This window comes from Nitratireductor luteus (genome assembly GCF_026162365.1).
In the GTDB taxonomy this organism is placed as follows: domain Bacteria; phylum Pseudomonadota; class Alphaproteobacteria; order Rhizobiales; family Rhizobiaceae; genus Chelativorans; species Chelativorans luteus.
The window spans coordinates 143,502-164,694 of sequence record NZ_JAOANW010000004.1 but is presented as its reverse complement, the minus strand read 5'-3'; the positions used below and the strand labels follow the sequence as shown (position 1 = coordinate 164,694).

Below are 21,193 nucleotides of genomic sequence, written 5' to 3'. Positions count from 1 at the left end.
CTTGCTACTGGGTCCCGGCGGACCGCTTGCTACTACGGGCTGGTTTGGTGGAATTTTCGGAGCGCTGGCGCAGGCGCATGGCGGAGATGCGTTCCCACTCGCCTGTGCGCTCGGCCTCCGCGCTGGCCCGCTCGACAAAGGCGATGTGGCTGACCGCCGCAGCGCGCGCGGTCTCGGGATCGCCGCCGCGGATGGCCTCGTAGATGGCCAGGTGCTGGGCGAGAAGCTGTTCGCGGGCGCCCGGCAGATCGTAGACCTTGGCGCGGTTGTAGAACACGCCCTCCGCCAGGAGCCGGTAGCACGAGCGTAGCGTGTGCATGAGCACGAAATTGTGGGTGCATTCGCTGACGGCGTTGTGGAACTCGGCGTCGATCTCGACCTCGATGTCGAAATCCCCGTTCCGGTGGGCCTTCTGCATGCGCTCCACAAGCTCGGCCAGCAACGCCTTGTCGGCTTGCGTGGCGCGGCGGGCAGCCATCTCGGCCGCGACGGCCTCCACCTCGCGGCGGTACTCCAGGTAATCGGCGGTCGCCTTGGGATGGGTGGCGATCAATTCGCGCATCGGCTTGGCGAAAACCTCGCCGACGATGTTGCCGACGAAAGTGCCGCCGCCCTGGCGCGTGACGAGCAGGCCGCGCGTTTCCAGCGCCTTCAGCGCGTCCCGCAAAATGGGGCGGGAGACCTGCATCTCGGCGGCCAGCTCCCGCTCCGCCGGCAAGCGGTCCCCGTCGCGCAGGATGCCTTCGAGGATCAGCGCCTCGATCTGGCGCGTCACCTCGTCGGCGGTGCGCGAATGCTCTATTCTTGTAAAAATCGTGGTCACTGAGCCGGAACCGCTGGAGCGAGATTTCATCGCCATTCTAGGATCAGGAGCGCTTTTTGGTCAAATGTTTTGTCCACTGTACCCGGCAGAGGTGGCGTTACCGGTTGTCCGTAAGCCTGTTCTCCGCAAAGTACAGGGAAGATGGCTGCACGATATTGATTATTGCCAGACAAGGCGGTAATTTTCCTTTACCAATTGGAGAGCGCCATGTCCGGACCCGCAATGCCGAAGGCCGATGCCGCCACGATGAAGCGGCGCGACGAGATCGTCGCCGACATGCGCATCATCGTGCCGGGAGAAGGCGTGGTCGACGCGGCCAACGAGATGCGCGTGTTCGAGAGCGACGGGCTGACGGCCTATCGCCAATTGCCATTGGTGGTGGTGCTTCCGGAGACGACGGCGCAGGTCGCGCGTATTCTCAAATATTGCGATGAGCGTAAAATCCGCGTGGTGCCCCGCGGCTCCGGCACGTCCCTTTCCGGCGGGGCGCTGCCGCTGGAGGATGCCGTGCTTTTGGTGATGAGCCGGTTCAACCGTATCCTCGATATCGATCTGGCCAACCGCGCCGTGGTGGCGCAGCCCGGCGTGACCAATCTCGGTATCACCCATGCGGTGGAGCAGGAGGGCTTTTACTATGCGCCCGACCCTTCCTCGCAGATCGCCTGCTCCATCGGCGGCAATGTGGCGGAAAATTCGGGCGGGGTGCATTGCCTGAAATACGGGCTGACGACGAACAACATTCTGGGCGTCGAGATGGTGCTGATCAATGGCGACATCGTCCGGCTGGGCGGCAAGCATCTGGACGCCGAGGGCTACGATCTGCTGGGCCTCATGACAGGCTCGGAGGGTCTTTTGGGCGTGGTGACGGAAGTCACGGTGCGCGTGCTCCAGAAGCCGGAAACGGCGCGGGCGATGCTGATCGGCTTTCCCTCCAGCGAGGCGGCGGGGCAGTGCGTGGCCGACATCATCGGCGCCGGCATCATTCCCGGCGGCATGGAGATGATGGACAGGCCGGCCATCCACGCGGCAGAGGACTTCGTCCATGCCGGTTATCCGCTGGACGTGGAGGCGCTGCTGATCGTCGAACTCGACGGGCCGCAGGCCGAGGTCGACCATCTGATCGGGCGGGTGGAGAAGATCGCCGGCGACAATGGCGCGACCACCAGCCGCGTCTCCCACTCCGACGAGGAAAGAGCGGCTTTCTGGGCCGGGCGCAAGGCGGCATTCCCGGCGGTGGGGCGCATCTCGCCGGACTATTACTGTATGGATGGCACGATCCCGCGCAAGGAACTGCCGCGCGTTCTGGCGGGCATGCGCGAACTGTCGGAGAAATATGGGCTGCGCGTGGCCAATGTGTTTCACGCGGGCGACGGCAATCTGCACCCGCTCATCCTCTACGACGCCAACGAGCCGGGCGAACTGGAGCGGGCCGAGGATTTCGGCGCCGACATCCTGCGGCTTTGCGTCAAGGTGGGCGGGGTGCTGACCGGCGAGCACGGCGTCGGCGTGGAAAAGCGCGACCTGATGCCGGAGATGTTCACGGAAGACGACCTCAACCAGCAAATCCGCGTCAAATGCGCCTTCGATCCGAACCATCTGCTCAACCCCGGCAAGGTGTTTCCGCAGCTTCACCGCTGCGCGGAGCTGGGGCGGATGCATATCCACCGCGGCCGGGTGCCGTTTCCTGAGCTGGAGAGGTTTTGATGGTTGCGAAGCTTTTTGACAAAAGCGACGACGATTATTTTGCGTGGATCGAAGCCAATCCCGAATCGTTCATTGCAAATACGCGTCGCAATATTTCTCCAAGCTACTTCGTCATCCATCTTCCGAGCTGTAAGCACATTACCGTTCGAGGAGATCTTCCTGCCGGAGCGTTTACCGAGCGAGACTACGTGAAGGTCGCCGCACTTGATCTCGCAGCACTCGTTGGCTTTGCTTCGTATCATCAGGTCCAGTTGGACAAGATTACGTATTGTGAGTCGTGCAAACCTGACCGAACCAACGATCTCGACCTCCTGGTAAAGAAGAGTTTACGCGATCCCGAAGAACGGCGACGAAAGCTCGCAGAGTCCAATGGTCAAGCTCGCTTTCGAACAGTCCTACGACGGGAGTTCATAAGGAGCGAACACGTAATAGCAGAAAGGTTGGAGATAGCGGGCCACCACTGCGAATCCTGCGGGAAAGAAGCACCTTTCCTCCGCAATTCTAATGGTCTCGCATACCTCGAAGTACACCACAAAAAGCCGTTGTCAGAAGGCGGATTGGATACCGTTGAAAACACAATCGCGCTCTGCCCCAATTGCCATCGCCGAGAACATCACGGCGTTCCCAAGCATCCCGCATGACCGTTTTCACCTCCACCAACGCAGAAGTCGTACTGAAAAGCGTCCAAGAGGTTTTGACATTAAAAGTAAGGTAAAAATGACTTACTTTCATTCTGTAATTCGGAGACGGTTCATGACGACGCTGACCGTGACGGCCAAGGGCCAGGTAACGCTGAAGAAGGAGCTGCTCCAGCATCTCGGAGTGCAACCGGGGCAGAAGATCGAGGTAGCCCCACAGCCCGGCGGAAGGCTTTCGATCACAGCCGCTCAGCCAAAAGGCAAGTTCGAGGACGCTTACGGGATTCTGGCGGGGAAAACCGACAAGGTTGCTACAATCGAAGAGATGAACGAGGTGATCGCGAAGGGCTGGGCGGGATTGTTAAAGTGACTATCTTCACCCCCACCACCGCAGAAGCCGTACTGGAAACCGTCCAATGGGCAGCCGACGAAGAGACGTCGCTGGAAATCACCGGTCACGGGTCCAAGCGCGGCATCGGCCGGCCGGTGCAGGCGGCGCATAGGCTCGATCTTTCGCAGCTTTCCGGCGTCACGCTGTATGAGCCGGAGGAGCTGGTCCTTTCGGCAAAGGCGGGAACGCCGGTGGCCGAGGTCGAGGCACTGCTGAGCCGGCACCATCAGCGGTTCGATTTCGAGCCTATCGATTATGGGCCGTTGCTCGGCCAGGAAGCCGGGCGCGGGACGGTCGGGGGGATGCTGGGCGCCAATCTGTCGGGGCCGCGGCGCATCAAGGCCGGGGCGGCGCGTGATCATGTGCTGGGCATCCATGCCGTCTCGGGACGCGGCGAAAATTTCAAATCCGGCGGGCGGGTGGTGAAGAACGTCACGGGCTACGACCTGTCCAAGGGACTGGCGGGCTCATGGGGCACGCTGGCGGTGGTGACGGATGTCACGTTCAAGGTGCTGCCGGCGAGCGAGACGGAGCGGACATTCGTGCTGGCCGGGTTGGACGATGCCGAGGCGGCCGGCGCCATGGCGGAAGCGATGGGATCGAGTGGCGAAGTTTCCAGCGCGGCGCATCTGCCGGAGGGCATTGTGGGGCGGTTTCTCGGCGGGGCGCTTTCGGCGGCTTCCACGGTTCTGCGGGTCGAGGGTTTCGGGCCCTCGGTCGACTACCGCATCGATCTCCTGGCCCGCCTGTTGAAGCCGTATGGGGCGGGGGAAACGATCGAGGTGGACGACAGCCGGCGGCTCTGGCGTGAAATCCGCGATGTGGCGCCATTCGCCGGCGGGTCGGATGCGCCGGTGTGGCGGGTATCGGTCGCGCCGACGGTAGGCCATCGGCTGGTCGATGCCTTTCGCCGCGCGGCAGGCGCCAATGCCTATTACGACTGGCAGGGCGGCTTGATCTGGCTGCGCATGGAGGCCGATCCGGAGGCGGCGATATTGCGCAGGCTGCTCGGTCATTTCGGCGGAGGCTTTGCCACGCTGGTGCGCGCGCCGGAAAGCCTGCGCGCCGCCCTGCCCGTCTTCCAGCCGCAGCCGCCGGCGCTTGCAGCACTTTCCCGGAGGCTGAAGGAGCAGTTCGACCCCCGGAACGTTCTCAACCCGGGGCGGATGATCGGCCCGGATGGCCGAGAGTCGAGAGCGTGATAGAGTGGCAGCGTGTTTCAAGCCCGGGAGAAGCGATATGAGCGAAACGAACACCGACCCAACACCGCCGCGCAAGACCGACGGCTGGCTAGAGCCGGGGCCCACGAACATTCAGGTCATCTACGTTCTTTATCTCGCCAGCTTCGTCATCGGCATTTCGGCGCTGGTCGGCATCGTGCTAGCCTATATCAACCGCGACAAATCGGAAGCGTGGGTGGAAACGCACTACACCTGGGCAATCCGCACCTTCTGGATCGGCATCCTTTTCGGCCTGATATCCGCCATCCTGATGGTGATCGGCATCGGATTCCTGCTGCTTCTGGCCGTGGTCATCTGGGCCGTCGTGCGCATCGTCATCGGCCTGCAGGCCGTAAGCCGCCGCGAGGCGATCAAGAACCCTCAAAGCTGGATTTTGTAACCACATATGCAGACCAATTTCACGGCCGAGCAGCTTGCCGATCCCCATGTCGCGGAATCGGAGCAGATCCTGCGCAAATGCGTGCATTGCGGGTTTTGCACGGCCACATGCCCGACCTATGTCGAGCTCGGCAACGAGCTCGACAGTCCGCGCGGGCGCATCTATCTCATCAAGGACATGCTGGAGAATGGCAGACCGGCGGACGAGGAGGTGGTCACCCATATCGACCGCTGCCTTTCGTGCCTTGCTTGCGTGACCACCTGTCCCTCGGGCGTCGACTACATGCATCTGGTCGACCATGCGCGGGCGCATATCGAAAAGACATACAAGCGCCCCCTGCCCGACCGGGCGATACGCGCCGTGCTGGCGCGGGTGCTGCCCTATCCGGGCCGGTTTCGCGCCGCGCTCAGGCTGGCGAAGCTCGGCCGTCCCTTTGCGCCGTTGTTGCGGGCTATTCCCGGCCTGAAACCGCTGGGCGCGATGCTGGCGCTGGCGCCCTCGCACGTACCCGCACCAGCGAAGACTACCAAGCCGGGGCGGCATGAAGCGGAAGGCGCCAGGCGCGGCCGCGTGGCGCTGCTGACGGGCTGCGCGCAATCCGTGCTCGATCCGGAGATCAACGCGGCGACGATCCGCCTGCTCAAGCGTCTGGGCATCGAGACGGTGGTGCCGCAAGGCGAGGGCTGCTGCGGGGCGCTTGTCCACCATATGGGCCGCGAGGAAGAGGCGCTTGCCTTCGCGCGCCGCAATGTCGATGCCTGGACCCGGGAGATCGAGGGGGGCGGCCTCAACGCCATCATCATCACCGCGTCGGGCTGCGGCACGACGATCAAGGATTACGGCCATATGCTGCGGCTCGATCCCACCAATGCGGACAAGGCTGCGCGGGTCTCGGCGCTGGCCAAGGACGTGACTGAGTTCCTCGCCACGCTCGACCTGCCTGGACCCGCGATCGAGCCGGGACTGGAGGTCGCCTACCACTCGGCCTGCTCGATGCAGCACGGCCAGAAGATCACACGCCAGCCGCGTGATCTCCTGAAAGCCGCCGGCTTCACAATCAAGGAGCCGCGCGAAGGGCATCTGTGCTGCGGCTCCGCCGGCACCTACAACATCATGCAGCCGGAGATTTCAGCCAGGCTGCGCGACCGGAAGGTGCGGAATATCGAGGCGACCGGGGCCAAGGCCATCGCCACCGGCAATATCGGCTGCATCACGCAGATCGCCGGCGGGACCGCGATACCCATCCTGCATACGGTGCAGCTGCTCGACTGGGCCTATGGCGGGCCGAAGCCGGATGTGATTGCGTTGTGAGGGCTTCCGTCAATGTATTTTGGAGAACGCAAAGCCTCTGTCCCGTCATCCCGGCCGACCGCAGGGAGAGCCGGGACCTATTGAGAGGCGCGGCCGGTTTCCGCAGAAGGGGCTGCCGATGTTGAAATGCGTTCGGGCGAGGACCGGGCCGCGCTCCCTGATATTCTTCCAATGGGTCCCGGCTCTCCCTGCGGTCGGCCGGGATGACTAGGTGGGAGCTTCGCCGTCTCCCGGGCGCATCAACGAACATGAAAAAGGGCGGCGCTTCCCCGAGGCGCCGCCCTTCTCCGTGTGCCCGGCGGTCCCCGCGCCGGGCATCCCCCGTTCGACGATCAGATGACGACGACCTTGGTGCCTACCTGGACACGGTTGTAGAGGTCGGTCACGTCTTCGTTGCGCATCCGGATGCAGCCGGACGATACGGCGCGGCCGATGGTCCAGGGCGCGTTGGTGCCATGTATCCGGTACAGCGTGGAGCCAAGGTAAAGAGCGCGCGCGCCGAGGGGATTGGACGGTCCGCCCTTCATATGCGCGGGCAGGATGCGGCCCTTCTTCTTTTCGCGGGCGATCATCTCGGCCGGCGGGCGCCAATCGGGCCATTCGCGCTTCTGCGAGATTTTCTCGGTGCCCGACCAGGAGAAGCCCTCCTTGCCAACGCCGACGCCATAGCGGCGCGCCTTGCCGCCCGGCTGGACGAGATAGAGAAAGCGCTGGCCGGTATCGACAACGATGGTGCCGGGCTTGTGCGGTCCGTCGTAATTCACTTCCTGCGGCAGGAATTTCGGGTCCAGACGGCTATCGGGGCGACCATCGGGCTGCTGCGGCGCGCGCGGCGCAACGGCAGCGGTGTGCAATCGCTGCGGGGCGGGCGGGAAAGCCCGTTGCCGCTCGACTTGGCGGGGCTGCGCCACGGGAACGCGGCGCTGCATCTGGCGCTGGCTCTCCTCATAGCGGCCATATTGTTCGGCCTGCCGGGCGCGGTAGCGCGCCTGCGCCTCGGCGGGCACGGAGCGAAGCTGCATCACCCACGGGGCGGACAGATCGGGACTGACCAGAACCGGCGGGCGCTCGACGTAGCGGTTCTGCGCCTGGGCCCCCCAGGGTGAAAGCAGCACGGCCACAAGGCCGGCGGCACACAGAAATGGCTTCATTTGACGTACTTCCTACTATTCGACGCGGTTGCCTTCAGGACGCTTCCCGCAATCTGGCGCGGGAAACGGGTGGCGGCGGACGGAAAAAGCGGTTCTCCCGTCAATCCGTGTCAGGATGCTGCATCGGCGGCGGCAAGCGAATGGTGAATCCGCATCCATAAAATGCGATAGAACGGCAAAACCATTTGGCGTGGTTACCCGGCGGTTCAGAAAGCTGGTGAACCGGCCGTTAAATGACTGATTTTATGCGTTAACCATCAGAGGACGGTTATATGAGCGACGAGCGGACGGGGTTGATCGAAGGGCCTGACGGGAAGACGCGATGCTTCTGGCACGCGAACCTGCCGGACTACCTGGCCTATCACGACAACGAGTGGGGCCGCCCCGTCGACGACGATATCCGTCTGTTCGAGAAGCTGTGCCTGGAAGGCTTCCAGTCCGGCCTTTCCTGGCTCACGATCCTGCGCAAGCGGGAGAACTTCCGCGAAGCCTTCGAAGGGTTCGACTTTGAGCGGGTGGCGCGCTTCACGGACGAGGATGTGGACCGGCTTCTGACCAATGCCGGCATCGTGCGCCATGGCGGCAAGATACGCTCGACGATCAACAACGCCCAGCGCGCCATCGAACTGCGCCGGGAGTTCGGTTCGCTGGCGCGCTATTTCTGGCGGCATGAGCCGGGGCCGGATGCGCGCCCGGCGCTGCTGGACTTTCCCACGCTGATGGCCAATCCCAGGACGGATGTTTCGGCGCGCATCTCGAAGGATCTGAAAAAGCGGGGCTGGTCCTTCGTCGGCCCCACCACCATTTATGCCTTCATGCAGGCAATGGGGCTCGTCAACGATCACATTGAAGGCTGCGCGATGCGGCCGGTGGTGGAGGCGGAGCGGGGACAGTTCACACGTCCGGTCTGAACGGTTGTCTTGACTCTCTCCGCCGCCGTCACTATTTCAGGCCCGCATTAGCACTCTCGATAGGTGAGTGCTAATGCCATCCGGCAGCGCCGGTGGAGGGAAAACCTATTTCATCATCCGAATCAAGGGTTCAAAACATGGCCAAGACGAATTTTCGCCCGCTCCATGACCGTGTGGTCGTACGTCGGGTAGAATCCGAGGAGAAGACGTCCGGCGGCATCATCATCCCCGATACCGCCAAGGAGAAGCCGCAGGAAGGCGAAATCATCGCCATCGGCTCCGGCGCGCGCGACGAGGCAGGCAAGCTGGTTCCGCTCGACGTGAAGGAAGGCGACCGCGTTCTCTTCGGCAAGTGGTCCGGCACCGAAGTCAAGCTCAACGGCGAAGATCTCCTCATCATGAAGGAGAGCGACATCATGGGCATCATCGGCTGATAAGGCCGACATCGAAACACGCGAAAAGGGTCCCAGACGGGATTCAGGAGCTTCAAGAATATGGCTGCAAAAGACGTAAAGTTTTCCCGCGACGCCCGTGAGCGCATGCTGCGTGGCGTCAACATCCTCGCCGATGCGGTGAAGGTGACGCTCGGCCCGAAGGGCCGCAACGTCGTTCTCGACAAGTCGTTCGGCGCACCGCGCATCACCAAGGACGGCGTCACCGTCGCCAAGGAAATCGAGCTCGAGGACAAGTTCGAGAACATGGGCGCCCAGATGGTGCGCGAAGTGGCCTCGAAGACCAACGACATCGCCGGCGACGGCACCACGACGGCCACCGTTCTGGCCCAGTCGATCGTCCAGGAAGGCGCCAAGGCCGTTGCCGCCGGCATGAACCCGATGGACCTGAAGCGCGGCATCGACAAGGCTGTCGAAGACGTCGTCGCCTATCTCGCCTCCGCAGCCAAGAAGATCAACACCTCGGCCGAAGTCGCCCAGGTCGGAACGATCTCGGCCAATGGCGAAAAGGAAATCGGCCAGATGATCGCCGAGGCGATGCAGAAGGTCGGCAATGAGGGCGTGATCACGGTCGAAGAGGCCAAGACCGCCGAGACCGAGCTGGAAGTCGTCGAAGGCATGCAGTTCGACCGCGGCTACCTGTCGCCCTACTTCGTCACCAATCCGGAGAAGATGGTGGCAGAGCTCGAGGATTGCTACATCCTCCTGCACGAGAAGAAGCTGTCCAACCTGCAGGCGATGCTGCCTGTGCTGGAATCGGTCGTCCAGTCGTCCAAGCCGCTGCTGATCATCGCCGAGGACGTCGAGGGCGAGGCCCTGGCCACGCTCGTGGTCAACAAGCTGCGCGGCGGCCTGAAGATCGCCGCCGTCAAGGCACCGGGCTTCGGCGACCGCCGCAAGGCCATGCTCGAGGACATCGCCATCCTGACGGGCGGCCAGGTGATCTCCGAGGATCTCGGCATCAAGCTCGAGAACGTCACGCTCGACATGCTGGGCCGCGCCAAGAAGGTCTCCATCACCAAGGAGAACACCACGGTCGTCGACGGCGCCGGCAAGAAGTCCGAGATCGAGGGCCGGGTTGCCCAGATCAAGGCGCAGATCGAGGAGACCACCTCGGACTACGACAAGGAAAAGCTGCAGGAGCGGCTTGCCAAGCTGGCCGGCGGCGTTGCCGTCATCCGCGTCGGCGGTGCGACGGAAGTCGAGGTGAAGGAGCGCAAGGACCGCGTCGACGACGCGCTGAACGCCACCCGCGCTGCCGTTGAAGAAGGCATCGTCCCCGGCGGCGGCACCGCGCTGCTGCGTGCTTCGCTCGCCATCAAGGCGAAGGCCGAGAACGCCGACCAGGAAGCCGGCCTCAACATCGTGCGCCGCGCCGTCCAGTCTCCTTGCCGCCAGATCGCGTCGAACGCCGGTGCGGAAGCATCGATCGTCGTCGGCAAGATCCTCGAGAACGACGCGGTGACCTTCGGCTACAACGCCCAGACCGGTGAATATGGCGACATGATCACCATGGGCATCGTCGACCCGATGAAGGTCGTGCGCACCGCGCTGCAGGATGCTGCATCGGTTGCCGGCCTGCTGATCACCACCGAGGCGATGGTTGCCGAGCTGCCCAAGAAGGACGCTCCGGCAATGCCCGGCGGCGACATGGGCGGCATGGGTGGAATGGGCGGCATGGGCTTCTAGGCCTGGCTGTTCGGAACCATTGATACGAAAGGGCGCCCTCGTGGCGCCCTTTCTGTTTAAATATTTGATTTTATTGTAAATTCTTTTCACCCTGATGACTGCCGAAAGCCGCCGGTGGCCCGCGGTTACCGGTCGCCCCCCGCCACGGCGATGCGATTGTGCAATGCAGCACGCGCAGGTCTGGTATTCGAAAATGGGCATGGTGCTGCGGGCCAGGAAGATTTATCTATCTGGTTATCGGCCATCTACTCCTCCCAGATGCGATGCCGATACCGAAAGCGGTGCACCTCCTCCCGCACCGCAATCGAATTGAAGCCCGCTGCCACCTCCTCCCGGCAGCGGGCTTTTTCGTATGCCCACGCACCTTCTTCTGCATTCAGCGTCGTACCGATCCCCGGTCCCTGCGCCATGGCGTGTGGCGGAAGAAGGAATATTGTTCTTCACCCGACCGCCCTGCGCCATCGCACCGTTGCAAAGACGCGCCTATATCGTCATTAAAGGCTACGCGACGACGCTGCGGATCATGGAGTTAATGCATGGCGAAGACCCGGACTGAAACCGACACTTTTGGCCCTCTGGAGGTAGCCTCCGATCGTTATTGGGGCGCGCAAACGCAGCGTTCGCTCACCAATTTCCGCATCGGCACGGAAAAGATGCCGGTGCCGCTGGTCAGGGCGCTGGGGATTGTCAAGCAGGCGGCCGCCGAGGTGAATCTGGACCTCGGCAAGCTCGACGCCAAGATTGGCGAAGCCATGGTCGCAGCGGCCAGGGAAGTGGTCGACGGCAAGCTCGATGATCATTTCCCCCTTGTCGTCTGGCAGACCGGGTCCGGCACGCAGTCCAATATGAATGCCAATGAGGTGATCTCCAACCGCGCCATCGAGATGCTGGGCGGCGAGATGGGCTCCAAGAAGCCCGTCCACCCCAACGACCACGTGAACATGGGACAGTCGTCCAACGATACGTTCCCCACGGCCATGCATATCGCGGCCGCCCGCGAGGCGGCGCGCGAGCTTCTGCCTTCCCTCGCCCATCTGACAGAGACACTGGAAGAGAAGGCAAGCGCCTTCGACAAGATCGTCAAGATCGGCCGCACCCACACGCAGGATGCGACGCCATTGACGCTGGGCCAGGAATTCTCCGGTTACGTCGCGGCCCTGAAGCTCGGTGCGAAGCGCATCGAGCACGCGCTGGGCGACGTCTATGCGCTTGCTCAGGGCGGCACAGCGGTGGGCACCGGGCTCAACGCGCCTGTCGGCTTCGACAAGGCCTTTGCCGACAAGGTGGCCACGATCACCGGCCTGCCCTTCCGCACGGCCGAAAACAAGTTCGAGGCGCTGGCGAGCCACGGCGCGCTCAATGCGTTCCACGGCGCGCTCAACGCGCTGGCCGCCGACCTGTTCAAAATCGCCAACGATATCCGCTTTCTCGGTTCCGGCCCGCGCTCGGGGCTGGGCGAACTGAAACTGCCGGAAAACGAGCCCGGCTCTTCCATCATGCCAGGCAAGGTGAACCCGACCCAGGCGGAAGCGCTTACCATGGTGGCGACCCAGGTGATGGGCAACCAGACGACGGTGAGCTGTGCGGCCAGCCAGGGCCATTTCGAACTCAACGTATTCAAGCCCGTCATCGCCAATGCGGTGCTGCAATCGATCCGCATCCTCACGGACGCCATGCGCTCCTTTGCGGACAATTGCGTGAAGGGCATCGAGGCGGACGAGGAACGGATCGCCGATCTGATGAGGCGCTCGCTTATGCTGGTGACGGCGCTGGCGCCGGCCATCGGCTACGACAATGCGGCGGCGATCGCCAAGTCGGCCCACAAGAACGGAACCACCTTGCGCGAGGAAGCGCTGAAGAGCGGGCATGTGTCGGAGGAAGATTACGACCGGCTGGTGCGCCCGGAACTCATGATCGCGCCCAAATAACCCTTCTGCTCTGCCCGATAACGCAGCGCTCAGCCCAAAAGGCAGAGCAATCGCATATGTCGGTTCTTCCCCCACGCCGTCCCGCTTCGCGGTCCACCGCCCCCTCGCGAGGAAACGCCGGCCGTGATGCGATGCGAGACGCCCTTCCTCTTCCCCACGTCTTGTAGGGGAGAGGCGGATCGGCCGAAGGCCGAGACGGAGTGGGGGAACAGGCGCTTCCATATACGATTGCCCCGCCCCAAAAGGGAAGCGCACGCCGGACGTAACAAGCGTCGATAATAAACAGTTCGTCAATGAAATCAGCGGTTTTGCATTGCGGCAAACTCACATAAAAAACGCCGCTCTATCAACAAATGGAATCGCAACGCATGTCCAATAATCTTCTCGTTCTTGCGGGCCGCATCCTGCTTGCGCTCATCTTCATCATTTCCGGCTATGGCAAGCTTACCGGCCTTTCCGGCACCGCCGGTTATTTCGGAAGCATCGGGCTGCCGCTGCCGATGGTCACCGCCGTGCTCGTCGGCGTATTGGAGCTTTTCGGTGGCCTTGCGGTGGCCGTCGGCTACCAGACCCGCATCGCTGCCATTCTGCTCGCACTGTTCACTGTGGGCTCCGGTTTCGTCGCCCATTTCGACTTTGCCGACCAGATGCAGTCCATCCAGTTCATGAAGAATCTTTCGATGACCGGCGGCTTTCTGGTCCTGGCCGGATTCGGCGCTGGCAAACTGTCGATAGACGGCCGCAAAGGCTAATTCGGCGCTATAGCCGCAATAAACTTATTGTAACTCGACGTCGTGAAAGCCCACGCTAGCATTTCTAGCGTGGGCTTTGATATTTGTTATCTCCGGCTTCACGCGGTGGTGATGCCACGGCAATCGGCGCTCAAAACGGAGTGAGAGCTACCCGCCGGACATTGCGGCGTGCGCCAACAAAGCGCATGTAGGTCCCGGCTATTGAGCAACGAGGCCTATCTGGATGACGATGGCACCCATGCCCGCCGATAAGGATCCCCAACCTGGAAAACGCAGCGCCGTGCGGCATTTCCTGCCGGCGCTGCTGATCGTTGCGGGTCTGGCGCTTGGTTATGTGCTCGGTCTGCATCAGTATCTGACGCTGGCCTATCTCGCCGAAAGCCGGGAGGCGCTGAAGGCCTATGTCGATGCCCACTCCCTGCTCGCGCCGACGCTCTTTGCGCTCTTTTATGCCGCGGCGGTTGCCGTGTCCTTTCCCGCCGCCTCGGTGCTGACGATCTTCGGCGGTTTCCTCTTCGGCTGGATATTGGGCGGTATCCTCGTGGTGGTCGCGGCGACGGCGGGAGCGACCGCGCTGTTCCTGGCGGCACGCAGCGCCTTCCGCGACACCGTGCGCCAGAGGCTCGGCGGCGTGGCGGCAAAGCTTGCCCGCGGTTTCGAAGAAGGCGCCTTCGGCTATCTGCTGGTACTGAGGCTGGCGCCTGTCTTTCCGTTCTGGGTCGTGAACCTGGCCCCCGCGCTGTTCGATATCCGGGTGAGAACCTATGTCGCTGCGACAGCCCTCGGCATCATGCCCGGCACCTTCGCCTATGCCTATCTGGGGCGGGGACTCGAGAGTGTTCTGATTGCCGCGGCCGCGTCCGGGAAGGATCTCGAGGTGGCGGACCTTGTCACCCCCCAGATCACCCTGGCCTTTGCCGCGCTCGCCCTTGTGGCCCTGATACCACTCATCGTAAGAAAACTGCGCGCAATGAAGGACATGTAATGGCGACCGTTCTCAACCCCGACATCTGCGTCATCGGCGCCGGCTCCGGCGGCCTGACCGTGGCGGCGGCGGCAGCCTCATTCGGGGTTCCGGTGGTGCTGATCGAGCGCGGCAAGATGGGCGGGGATTGTCTCAACTATGGCTGCGTGCCTTCCAAATCCCTGATCGCCGCCGGCAAGCACGCGGCCCGGCTGCGCCAGGGCGCCAAGTTCGGCATTGCCGATGTCGAGCCGGACATCGACTTCCGCAAGGTGATGCAGCATGTGGAGGGCGTCATCGCGGCGATCGCGCCCAACGATTCCGTGGAGCGTTTCACCGCGCTTGGCGTGAAGGTCATACAGGAAGAGGCGCGCTTCAAAGACGCATACACCATTGTGGCGGGGGATTTCGAAATACGCGCCCGCCGTTTCGTGGTCGCGACCGGCTCCTCGCCCGTGCCGCCGCCCATTCCAGGGCTCGACGATGTTCCCTACCACACCAACGAGACGGTCTTTTCGCAGAAGAAGCTGCCGGAGCACCTGATCGTCATCGGCGGCGGGCCGATCGGCATGGAGCTGGCGCAGGCGCATCGGCGGCTGGGCGCGCGCGTGACAGTGGTCGAGGCGATGAAGGCGCTGGGCAAGGACGATCCCGAACTTGCCGCGATCGTCTTGAAGCAGTTGCGCGACGAAGGCGTCGAAATCCTGGAGCAGACCAAGATATCGAGTGTGGAAAAGCGGGGACGCAGCGGCGTGCGCGTTTTTGTCGAGGATGCAGAGGGACCGCGTGCCATCGATGGCTCGGCGCTTCTGGTGGCGGCAGGCCGCAAGCCCAACATTGAGGCGCTGGACCTCGACAAGGCCGGCATCGCCCATGACCGCACGGGCATCAAGACGAGCAGGAAGCTGCGCACGACGAACAGGCGGGTCTACGCCATCGGTGACGTTGCAGGCGGACTGCAGTTCACCCATGTGGCGGGCTATCATGCAGGGCTGGTGATCCGGGCGTTGCTGTTCCGTCTTCCAGCTGCCGAAAACCGCGACACCATACCCTGGGCCACCTTTACCGACCCGGAGCTGGCGCATATCGGCCTGACGGAGGAGGCCGCGCGTGCCCGCCACGGCAAGGTCGGCATTCTGCGCTGGCCCTATGCCGAGAACGACCGTGCCCAAGCTGAGCGCAAGACCGGCGGCTTCATCAAGCTTATCACCGGCAAGGGCGGACGCATTCTGGGCGTGTCCATCGTCGGGGCCAATGCGAGCGAGATGATGAATTTCTGGTCTCTGGCCCTCGCCAAGAAGATGAAGACGCGCGACATCGCCGGCTACATCGCACCCTACCCGACCGTGGCGGAGATCGGCAAGCGGGCCGCCATAACCCATTTCACCGGCGCGACCAGCAAGCCGGTGGTGCGTGGACTCATACGCTTTATGCGCTTATTCGGGTAACCGTCGGCGTCACATATTTGCCGGCGCCGAACAAGGAATGGCGATGGCAACCGACGAGCGGCATCACAAGGGTAAGGGTGGCGGCAACGGCGAGGCTGGCCATGCGCCTTCGGTTCCGTTGACGCGTGGTCTGTCGACCAAATTGCTGTTCCTGACCATCCTTTTCGTCATGCTGGCCGAGGTGCTGATCTTCATCCCCTCGGTGGCCAATTTCGGCCAGCAATGGATGAGCCAGCGGCTGCGCACGGTCGCCGCCTTCGCGGTCGTCCTGATGAACGGCGACCCGGACAATCTAAGCCGGGAGGCCAGCAACGAGATCCTGATGGCGACGGGAGCCAAGGCCATCGCCGTGCGCGAGGAGGGCATGTCGCGCCTCCTGGTCGTGTCGCAAATGCCCCCGCAAGTGAACATGCATGTGGACCTGGACGCCGTGGGGCCGGTGGAGGCCATCGGTCAGGCCTTCGTCACGCTTTTCTCCGGGAGCGAGAGGATACTGCGCGTCCATGGCCTGGTCGGCGAGACGGGCAAGCGGTTCGAGATCATCATCTCCGATCGTGAACTGCGCTCGGCCATGCTCGTTTATGCGCGAAATGTCGCGGTTCTGTCGCTCATCATTTCACTTTTCACTGCGATGCTCGTGTTCTACGCCATCAACCGCATCATGATCAGGCCAATCCGGGCAATGACGCAATCCATGCTGGATTTCGCAGCCGCACCCGACGATGCGGCGCGGATCATTCAGCCGGAGGACCGGGGCGACGAGATCGGCACCGCCGAGCGCGAACTGGCCGATATGCAGAAAACGCTGCAGCGCGCGCTGAGCGAACGCAAGCGCCTGGCCGACCTCGGGCTGGCCGTCTCAAAGATCAATCACGACATGCGCAACATGCTGTCTTCGGCGCAACTCGTGTCGGACAGGCTGACCATGATCGACGATCCGACCGTGCAATCGCTGACGCCGCGCCTGCTGCGGACGCTCGACCGCGCCGTCGCCTATTCGGAGGGCGTCCTTGCCTATGGGCGCACGCAGGAAGCGCCGCCGCGCCTCCGGCGCCTGCGACTCGCGCAGATCGTCGACGACGTCCAGGCGACGCTGGCGATCGGCCCCGATGGCGGAATCGAGTTCATCAACGAGGTCGGCCCGGAGTTCGAGATCAGCGCCGATGGGGAACAGTTCTTCCGGGTGCTGGCCAATCTATGCCGCAATGCGGTTCAGGCGATGTCGGGGGACGACGACCCGGCGCTCGTGCGCCGGCTGACCGTGTCGGCGCGGCAGGACGGCGGCGAGGTCCGCATAGACATCTGCGATACCGGCCCCGGCCTCCCACCGCGGGCGCAGAAAAACCTTTTCGCCGCGTTCCGCGGCTCGGCCAAAAGCGGCGGCACAGGGCTGGGGCTGGCGATCGCCCATGAACTGGTGACGGCCCATGGAGGGCGTATCGAACTGGTAGAGACGGGTACCGGCCGCACGGTCTTCGCCGTGATCCTGCCACAGGCCAAGGGCGATACCGCGGGCCGGCCGGCGGCAAGGCGCACGACCGCGGGCGACGAATTCTGACCGCGCGGCGGCAATCGGCGACCGGAACCGGCAGGACCTCCACGCTCCTGCCCCGGCCCGGTTCTCGACGCTTCCGAAGGTTCTGGAAATGGTCAAAGAAATGTCATGACGGCGCTTGCTTTTGCCGGTTTCAATCGTTAGGTAAGCGGCGTCCGGTCAATGGCCCGTTCCCTTGACCACCTGCCAAATGCGGCAGACAGCGCGCCCGTAGCTCAGCTGGATAGAGCACCAGACTACGAATCTGGGGGTCAGAGGTTCGAATCCTTTCGGGCGCGCCATTTTTCCAAAAATTTCCGGAACAACGAAGGCACGCGGCGGATTTTCTGGTCGCGCCGTTGTTGGTCGCTGTCCCCTTGCCATACGCCGGATCAGAGATAATCCAGCCCGATATCGAGGATGGGTGCGCTGTGGGTCAGCCAGCCGATGGAGATGAGGTCGACGCCGGTGGCGGCGATTGCCGGGGCGGTGTCGGGGGCGATGCGGCCCGACGCTTCTGTGATGGCGCGACCGGCCGTGATACCGACTGCTTTTGAAAGCATGTCGGGGGGCATGTTGTCGAGCAGCACGGCATCGATGCCGAGCGACAACGCGGATTCGAGCTGGTCGAGCGTATCCACTTCCACCTCGACTTTGACCATGTGGCCGCAACTGGCGCGGACGCGCTCGACCGCCGGGCGGATGCCGCCGGCGATAGCGATGTGGTTGTCCTTGATGAGCACCGCGTCGTCGAGGCCGAAACGATGGTTGGAGCCGCCGCCGGCGCGCACCGCATATTTCTCGATGGCGCGCAGGCCTGGCGTCGTCTTGCGGGTGCAGACCACTTTTACTTTCTGTCCAGCGATGGCATCGACCACCGTTCGGGTGGCATTGGCGATACCGCTCAGGTGGCAGAGGAAATTGAGCGCGGTGCGCTCGCCGGTCAGCAAACCCCGTGCGGGGCCGCCGACCGTGGCTATCGTCTCGTCCGCGGCAATGCGGCTGCCATCCGCCTTCACGACGGAAACCTCGATGGAAGGCTCGATGAGGCGGAATGCCAGCACTGCCAGGTCCAACCCTGCAACCACGCCCGGCTGCCGCGGGCGCAGAACCATGCGGACCAGATTTCCGGCGGGAACGATGGCGTCGGTGGTGATGTCGCCGGCGCGGCCGAGATCCTCAAGCAGCGCGGCGCGCACCAGCGGTTCGATCATGAGGTCGGGCAGAGGAACGATGTTCATGACGTCATGCGCTCAAGGCCAAGCTGGAGGTCTCTCAACCTGGCGGTTTCAAGGTGCGCGACGGCGATTGCTTTCTCCAGCGTCAATCGCGCGCGCTGCGGCGGATCCTGCCTCTTCGGGAAGTCCGCGCGGCAATGAGCGCCCCGGTTTTCCGCACGCCGATGCGCGGCGACGGCGATCATCAGGGCAAGCAGGGCGGGGTCGGCGGCCGGTACTTGCGATTGCGCCAGCGGCAAAAGCGCCACGATGGCGCGCCGCAGATCCTCGCCCCGGCGCACCACGCCAAGGGCGCGGGACACGATAGGGCGAATGGCGGCGAGGCAAATGGTGGTTGGATCAAGCGGCGGCGGCACGGCGATCGAAGACCGCTGCGGGAAAGAGCCGGGCGCCGCGCCGGACACGTCTCGCGCCACGATTTCAGCGCATGCGGCCGCCTCGATCAGCGAATTGCTGGCCAGGCGATTGGCCCCGTGCAGGCCGGTCGAGGCCGCTTCCCCACAGGCCCACAGCCCCGGCACGGTGCTGCGTCCTGCCGCGTCGACCGCAATGCCTCCCATGTGGTAATGCGCCGCCGGGCGCACGGGAATAACCGCGCGCACCGGGTCGATGCCGGCCTGGCGGCAAAAGGCGTGGATGGCGGGAAAGCGAGCCTGGAAAGCCTTGCCCGGCTTGTCGCGCGCATCGACAAAGACCTTGTGGCCCTTTTCGAGATGTGCCGCCATGGCGCGGGCCACCGCAGCGCGCGGGGCGAGTTCGGCGCCGGGCAGGCATTCGAGAAAGCGCTCGCCGGTCTCGTCGACCAGCACCGCGCCCTCGCCGCGCACGGCCTCGCTGACCAGCCGCATGGGACGCGTGGAAGCGTCAAGCGCGGTCGGGTGGAACTGGATGAATTCGAGATCGGCAAGCTCCGCGCCGGCACGGGCGGCCAGCAGCAGCCCCTGGCCCCAGCATCCGGGCGGATTGGTGGTGTCCTCGAACAACCCGCCGATGCCGCCGGTGGCGATCACGACGCGGCCCGTCTGGAAAACCGCGGCACCACCCTGCCCTGCAGCCAGAACGCCGCTTACCGCGCCGTCCGCCAGGAGAAGCCGCCGTGCCTCCATGTGCTCGACGACGGCAATGGACGGCAAAGAGCGCACCGCAGCCAAAAGTGCGCGCATGATCTCGCGGCCTGTGCCGTCGCCGGCCGCATGGACGATGCGCTTGCGGCCGTGGGCGGCTTCCAGGCCGAGGCGCAGGCTTCCATCCGCGGAGCGGTCGAAGCGCACGCCGAACCGTTGCAATGTCTCGATGGCGCGGGGGGCCGCTTCGGCCAGGCGCCGTACCGTTTCGACGTCGCACAGGCCGTCGCCCGCGGCCAGCGTGTCTCGTGCGTGAAGCGCCGGCGTGTCGTCGTCACCGAGGGCGGCAGCCAGGCCGCCCTGCGCCAGCTCGCTCGACGATTGAGTGCCTAAGCAAGCATTCGTTGGCCGCCCAACGAATGCTTGCTTAGATTCCTTTGTTTGCCGCAGGTTTTGACCGGAAAACCGCGGGGCACTTTTCCGGAACCTGCTTAGCGGCCCCTTGCTCAGCAGTACCACCGGTTCGGGCGCCAGATGCAGCGCCGTCATCAGACCGGCAATGCCGCCGCCGACGATCACCGGCCGCCCCGCAAGCTGCGCCGGGTTCATACGGCCAGCATCCGCTCGACAGCGCGCCGCGCGCGGGCGGCCACGCGGGGGTCTATCGTTACCTCATGGCGGTTGTGTTCCAGCGCTTCTCGGATATTGGGAAGCGTGATGCGCTTCATGTGCGGACACAGATTGCAGGGCCGCACGAACTCCACATCCGGGTGCGCGACGGCCACGTTGTCACTCATGGAGCACTCCGTCAGCAGGACAACGCGCGGCGGCTTCTCGCGCGCCACATAATCCGACATGGCGGCGGTGGAGCCGGCGAAATCGGCCTCGGCCACGACTTCCGGCGGGCATTCGGGATGGGCAAGCACCATGACGCCGGGATGTGCCTCGCGCAGGTCGCGAATGTCGCCCGCGTCGAACAGTTCATGTACCTCGCAGTGCCCCTTCCAGGCGATAATCTCGACATCGGTTTCCTTGGCGATGTTCTGTGCCAGATATTCGTCGGGAAGCATGATGACGCGCGGCACGCCCAGCGATTCCACGATGGCGCGGGCATTGCCGGAGGTGCAGCAGATATCCGATTCGGCCTTCACCGCCGCGGACGTGTTGACATAGGTGACGACCGGCACACCCGGAAAGCGCTCGCGCATCAGCCGCACATCCGCCGGCGTGATCGACTCCGCCAGCGAGCAGCCGGCGCCCGTATCCGGGATCAGCACCGTCTTTTCCGGGTTAAGCAGCTTCGCCGTCTCGGCCATGAAATGAACGCCGGCAAGCACGATGGTGTCGGCCTCCACCTCCATCGCCCTGCGAGCGAGCGCAAGGCTGTCGCCGACGATATCGGCAACGCAGTGGAAGATTTCCGGCGTCTGGTAATTATGCGCGAGGATGACGGCGTTGCGCTGCCGCTTCAGCTTGAGAATGGCCTCGATGTCGCCGGAAAAGGCCGGCCATTCGATGGGTGGAATGACATGACGCACCTTGTCATAAAGCGCACCCGCTGACGTCGGCATATCG

General features: G+C 63.8%; 19 protein-coding genes and 1 tRNA gene. 15 read left to right on the top strand and 5 right to left on the bottom strand.

Features of this window, described 5'->3' with window-relative positions:
- Nucleotides 1-4: 4 nt before the first annotated feature.
- On the bottom strand, nt 5-823 hold the full coding sequence (locus N1058_RS05950; protein WP_265516773.1) for a FadR/GntR family transcriptional regulator: 819 nt from the start codon (nt 821-823) through the stop codon (nt 5-7).
- Between the two features lie 207 nt (nt 824-1,030).
- On the opposite strand from N1058_RS05950, the gene N1058_RS05945 reads away from it, so the two are divergent.
- From N1058_RS05945 to glcF, 6 genes are all read left to right on the top strand, one after another.
- Complete coding sequence (locus N1058_RS05945; protein ID WP_265516583.1) at nt 1,031-2,527, top strand: FAD-linked oxidase C-terminal domain-containing protein; 1,497 nt, start codon at nt 1,031-1,033, stop codon at nt 2,525-2,527.
- On the top strand, nt 2,527-3,168 hold the full coding sequence (locus N1058_RS05940; RefSeq protein ID WP_265516582.1) for an HNH endonuclease: 642 nt from the start codon (nt 2,527-2,529) through the stop codon (nt 3,166-3,168). The genes N1058_RS05945 and N1058_RS05940 overlap by 1 nt, the downstream gene beginning before the upstream one ends.
- A gap of 112 nt (nt 3,169-3,280) precedes the next feature.
- Nucleotides 3,281-3,535 (top strand): AbrB/MazE/SpoVT family DNA-binding domain-containing protein, encoded by a 255-nt coding sequence (locus N1058_RS05935; protein WP_265516581.1) that lies wholly within the window; start codon nt 3,281-3,283, stop codon nt 3,533-3,535.
- The gene (locus N1058_RS05930; RefSeq protein WP_265516580.1) at nt 3,532-4,758 is read left to right on the top strand and encodes an FAD-binding protein; all 1,227 of its coding nucleotides are present in this window, start codon (nt 3,532-3,534) and stop codon (nt 4,756-4,758) included. Before N1058_RS05935 ends, N1058_RS05930 begins: the two co-directional genes overlap by 4 nt.
- A 37-nt stretch (nt 4,759-4,795) precedes the next feature.
- The gene (locus N1058_RS05925; protein ID WP_265516579.1) at nt 4,796-5,176 is read left to right on the top strand and encodes a DUF4870 family protein; all 381 of its coding nucleotides are present in this window, start codon (nt 4,796-4,798) and stop codon (nt 5,174-5,176) included.
- A 6-nt stretch (nt 5,177-5,182) separates the two neighbouring features.
- Nucleotides 5,183-6,487 carry a glycolate oxidase subunit GlcF gene (gene glcF / locus N1058_RS05920; protein WP_265516578.1) on the top strand — a complete coding sequence of 435 codons (1,305 nt, stop codon included), beginning with the start codon at nt 5,183-5,185 and terminating at the stop codon, nt 6,485-6,487.
- Nucleotides 6,488-6,819: 332 nt separating this feature from the next.
- Here glcF and N1058_RS05915 read toward each other — a convergent pair whose 3' ends face one another.
- Nucleotides 6,820-7,638, bottom strand: coding sequence for a L,D-transpeptidase (locus N1058_RS05915; RefSeq protein ID WP_265516577.1), 819 nt, complete (start codon nt 7,636-7,638; stop codon nt 6,820-6,822).
- 272 nt (nt 7,639-7,910) lie between these two features.
- Between N1058_RS05915 and N1058_RS05910 the strand changes: the two genes are divergently transcribed.
- From N1058_RS05910 to N1058_RS05870, 9 genes are all read left to right on the top strand, one after another.
- On the top strand, nt 7,911-8,549 hold the full coding sequence (locus N1058_RS05910; RefSeq protein WP_265516576.1) for a DNA-3-methyladenine glycosylase I: 639 nt from the start codon (nt 7,911-7,913) through the stop codon (nt 8,547-8,549).
- 137 nt (nt 8,550-8,686) lie between these two features.
- Nucleotides 8,687-8,983 carry a co-chaperone GroES gene (groES, locus tag N1058_RS05905; protein WP_265516575.1) on the top strand — a complete coding sequence of 99 codons (297 nt, stop codon included), beginning with the start codon at nt 8,687-8,689 and terminating at the stop codon, nt 8,981-8,983.
- A gap of 60 nt (nt 8,984-9,043) precedes the next feature.
- A complete protein-coding gene (gene groL, locus N1058_RS05900) occupies nt 9,044-10,690 on the top strand; it encodes a chaperonin GroEL (RefSeq protein ID WP_265516574.1) in 1,647 nt (548 codons plus the stop codon).
- A 536-nt stretch (nt 10,691-11,226) separates the two neighbouring features.
- Nucleotides 11,227-12,618 carry a class II fumarate hydratase gene (gene fumC, locus N1058_RS05895; protein WP_265516573.1) on the top strand — a complete coding sequence of 464 codons (1,392 nt, stop codon included), beginning with the start codon at nt 11,227-11,229 and terminating at the stop codon, nt 12,616-12,618.
- A 368-nt stretch (nt 12,619-12,986) separates the two neighbouring features.
- The gene (locus N1058_RS05890; protein WP_265516572.1) at nt 12,987-13,370 is read left to right on the top strand and encodes a DoxX family protein; all 384 of its coding nucleotides are present in this window, start codon (nt 12,987-12,989) and stop codon (nt 13,368-13,370) included.
- Between the two features lie 223 nt (nt 13,371-13,593).
- On the top strand, nt 13,594-14,355 hold the full coding sequence (locus tag N1058_RS05885; RefSeq protein WP_338040627.1) for a TVP38/TMEM64 family protein: 762 nt from the start codon (nt 13,594-13,596) through the stop codon (nt 14,353-14,355).
- Complete coding sequence (locus N1058_RS05880; RefSeq protein ID WP_265516571.1) at nt 14,355-15,782, top strand: dihydrolipoyl dehydrogenase family protein; 1,428 nt, start codon at nt 14,355-14,357, stop codon at nt 15,780-15,782. Before N1058_RS05885 ends, N1058_RS05880 begins: the two co-directional genes overlap by 1 nt.
- Nucleotides 15,783-15,825: 43 nt before the next feature.
- Entirely contained in the window at nt 15,826-17,340 is a 1,515-nt protein-coding gene (locus N1058_RS05875; RefSeq protein WP_265516570.1) for an ATP-binding protein, read from the top strand.
- 201 nt (nt 17,341-17,541) lie between these two features.
- Nucleotides 17,542-17,618 (top strand) — tRNA-Arg (locus N1058_RS05870).
- 90 nt (nt 17,619-17,708) lie between these two features.
- Here the strand turns inward: N1058_RS05870 and nadC are convergent.
- The 3 genes from nadC to nadA are packed head-to-tail and all read right to left on the bottom strand — an operon-like array spanning nt 17,709 to nt 21,189.
- On the bottom strand, nt 17,709-18,557 hold the full coding sequence (gene nadC, locus N1058_RS05865) for a carboxylating nicotinate-nucleotide diphosphorylase (protein WP_265516569.1): 849 nt from the start codon (nt 18,555-18,557) through the stop codon (nt 17,709-17,711).
- On the bottom strand, nt 18,554-20,227 hold the full coding sequence (locus tag N1058_RS05860; RefSeq protein ID WP_265516568.1) for an L-aspartate oxidase: 1,674 nt from the start codon (nt 20,225-20,227) through the stop codon (nt 18,554-18,556). Before N1058_RS05860 ends, nadC begins: the two co-directional genes overlap by 4 nt.
- Nucleotides 20,224-21,189 (bottom strand): quinolinate synthase NadA, encoded by a 966-nt coding sequence (gene nadA / locus N1058_RS05855; RefSeq protein ID WP_265516771.1) that lies wholly within the window; start codon nt 21,187-21,189, stop codon nt 20,224-20,226. The genes N1058_RS05860 and nadA overlap by 4 nt, the downstream gene beginning before the upstream one ends.
- Between the last annotated feature and the right edge of the window lie 4 nt (nt 21,190-21,193).

Coding starts and splice junctions, on each gene's coding strand:
- N1058_RS05945 (WP_265516583.1), top strand. CDS start 1,031: ATGTCCGGACCCGCAATGCCGAAGGCCGATGCCGCCACGATGAAGCGG.
- N1058_RS05940 (WP_265516582.1), top strand. CDS start 2,527: ATGGTTGCGAAGCTTTTTGACAAAAGCGACGACGATTATTTTGCGTGG.
- N1058_RS05935 (WP_265516581.1), top strand. CDS start 3,281: ATGACGACGCTGACCGTGACGGCCAAGGGCCAGGTAACGCTGAAGAAG.
- N1058_RS05925 (WP_265516579.1), top strand. CDS start 4,796: ATGAGCGAAACGAACACCGACCCAACACCGCCGCGCAAGACCGACGGC.
- glcF (WP_265516578.1), top strand. CDS start 5,183: ATGCAGACCAATTTCACGGCCGAGCAGCTTGCCGATCCCCATGTCGCG.
- N1058_RS05915 (WP_265516577.1), bottom strand. CDS start 7,638: ATGAAGCCATTTCTGTGTGCCGCCGGCCTTGTGGCCGTGCTGCTTTCA.
- N1058_RS05910 (WP_265516576.1), top strand. CDS start 7,911: ATGAGCGACGAGCGGACGGGGTTGATCGAAGGGCCTGACGGGAAGACG.
- groES (WP_265516575.1), top strand. CDS start 8,687: ATGGCCAAGACGAATTTTCGCCCGCTCCATGACCGTGTGGTCGTACGT.
- groL (WP_265516574.1), top strand. CDS start 9,044: ATGGCTGCAAAAGACGTAAAGTTTTCCCGCGACGCCCGTGAGCGCATG.
- fumC (WP_265516573.1), top strand. CDS start 11,227: ATGGCGAAGACCCGGACTGAAACCGACACTTTTGGCCCTCTGGAGGTA.
- N1058_RS05890 (WP_265516572.1), top strand. CDS start 12,987: ATGTCCAATAATCTTCTCGTTCTTGCGGGCCGCATCCTGCTTGCGCTC.
- N1058_RS05885 (WP_338040627.1), top strand. CDS start 13,594: ATGACGATGGCACCCATGCCCGCCGATAAGGATCCCCAACCTGGAAAA.
- N1058_RS05880 (WP_265516571.1), top strand. CDS start 14,355: ATGGCGACCGTTCTCAACCCCGACATCTGCGTCATCGGCGCCGGCTCC.
- N1058_RS05875 (WP_265516570.1), top strand. CDS start 15,826: ATGGCAACCGACGAGCGGCATCACAAGGGTAAGGGTGGCGGCAACGGC.
- nadC (WP_265516569.1), bottom strand. CDS start 18,557: ATGAACATCGTTCCTCTGCCCGACCTCATGATCGAACCGCTGGTGCGC.
- N1058_RS05860 (WP_265516568.1), bottom strand. CDS start 20,227: ATGAACCCGGCGCAGCTTGCGGGGCGGCCGGTGATCGTCGGCGGCGGC.
- nadA (WP_265516771.1), bottom strand. CDS start 21,189: ATGCCGACGTCAGCGGGTGCGCTTTATGACAAGGTGCGTCATGTCATT.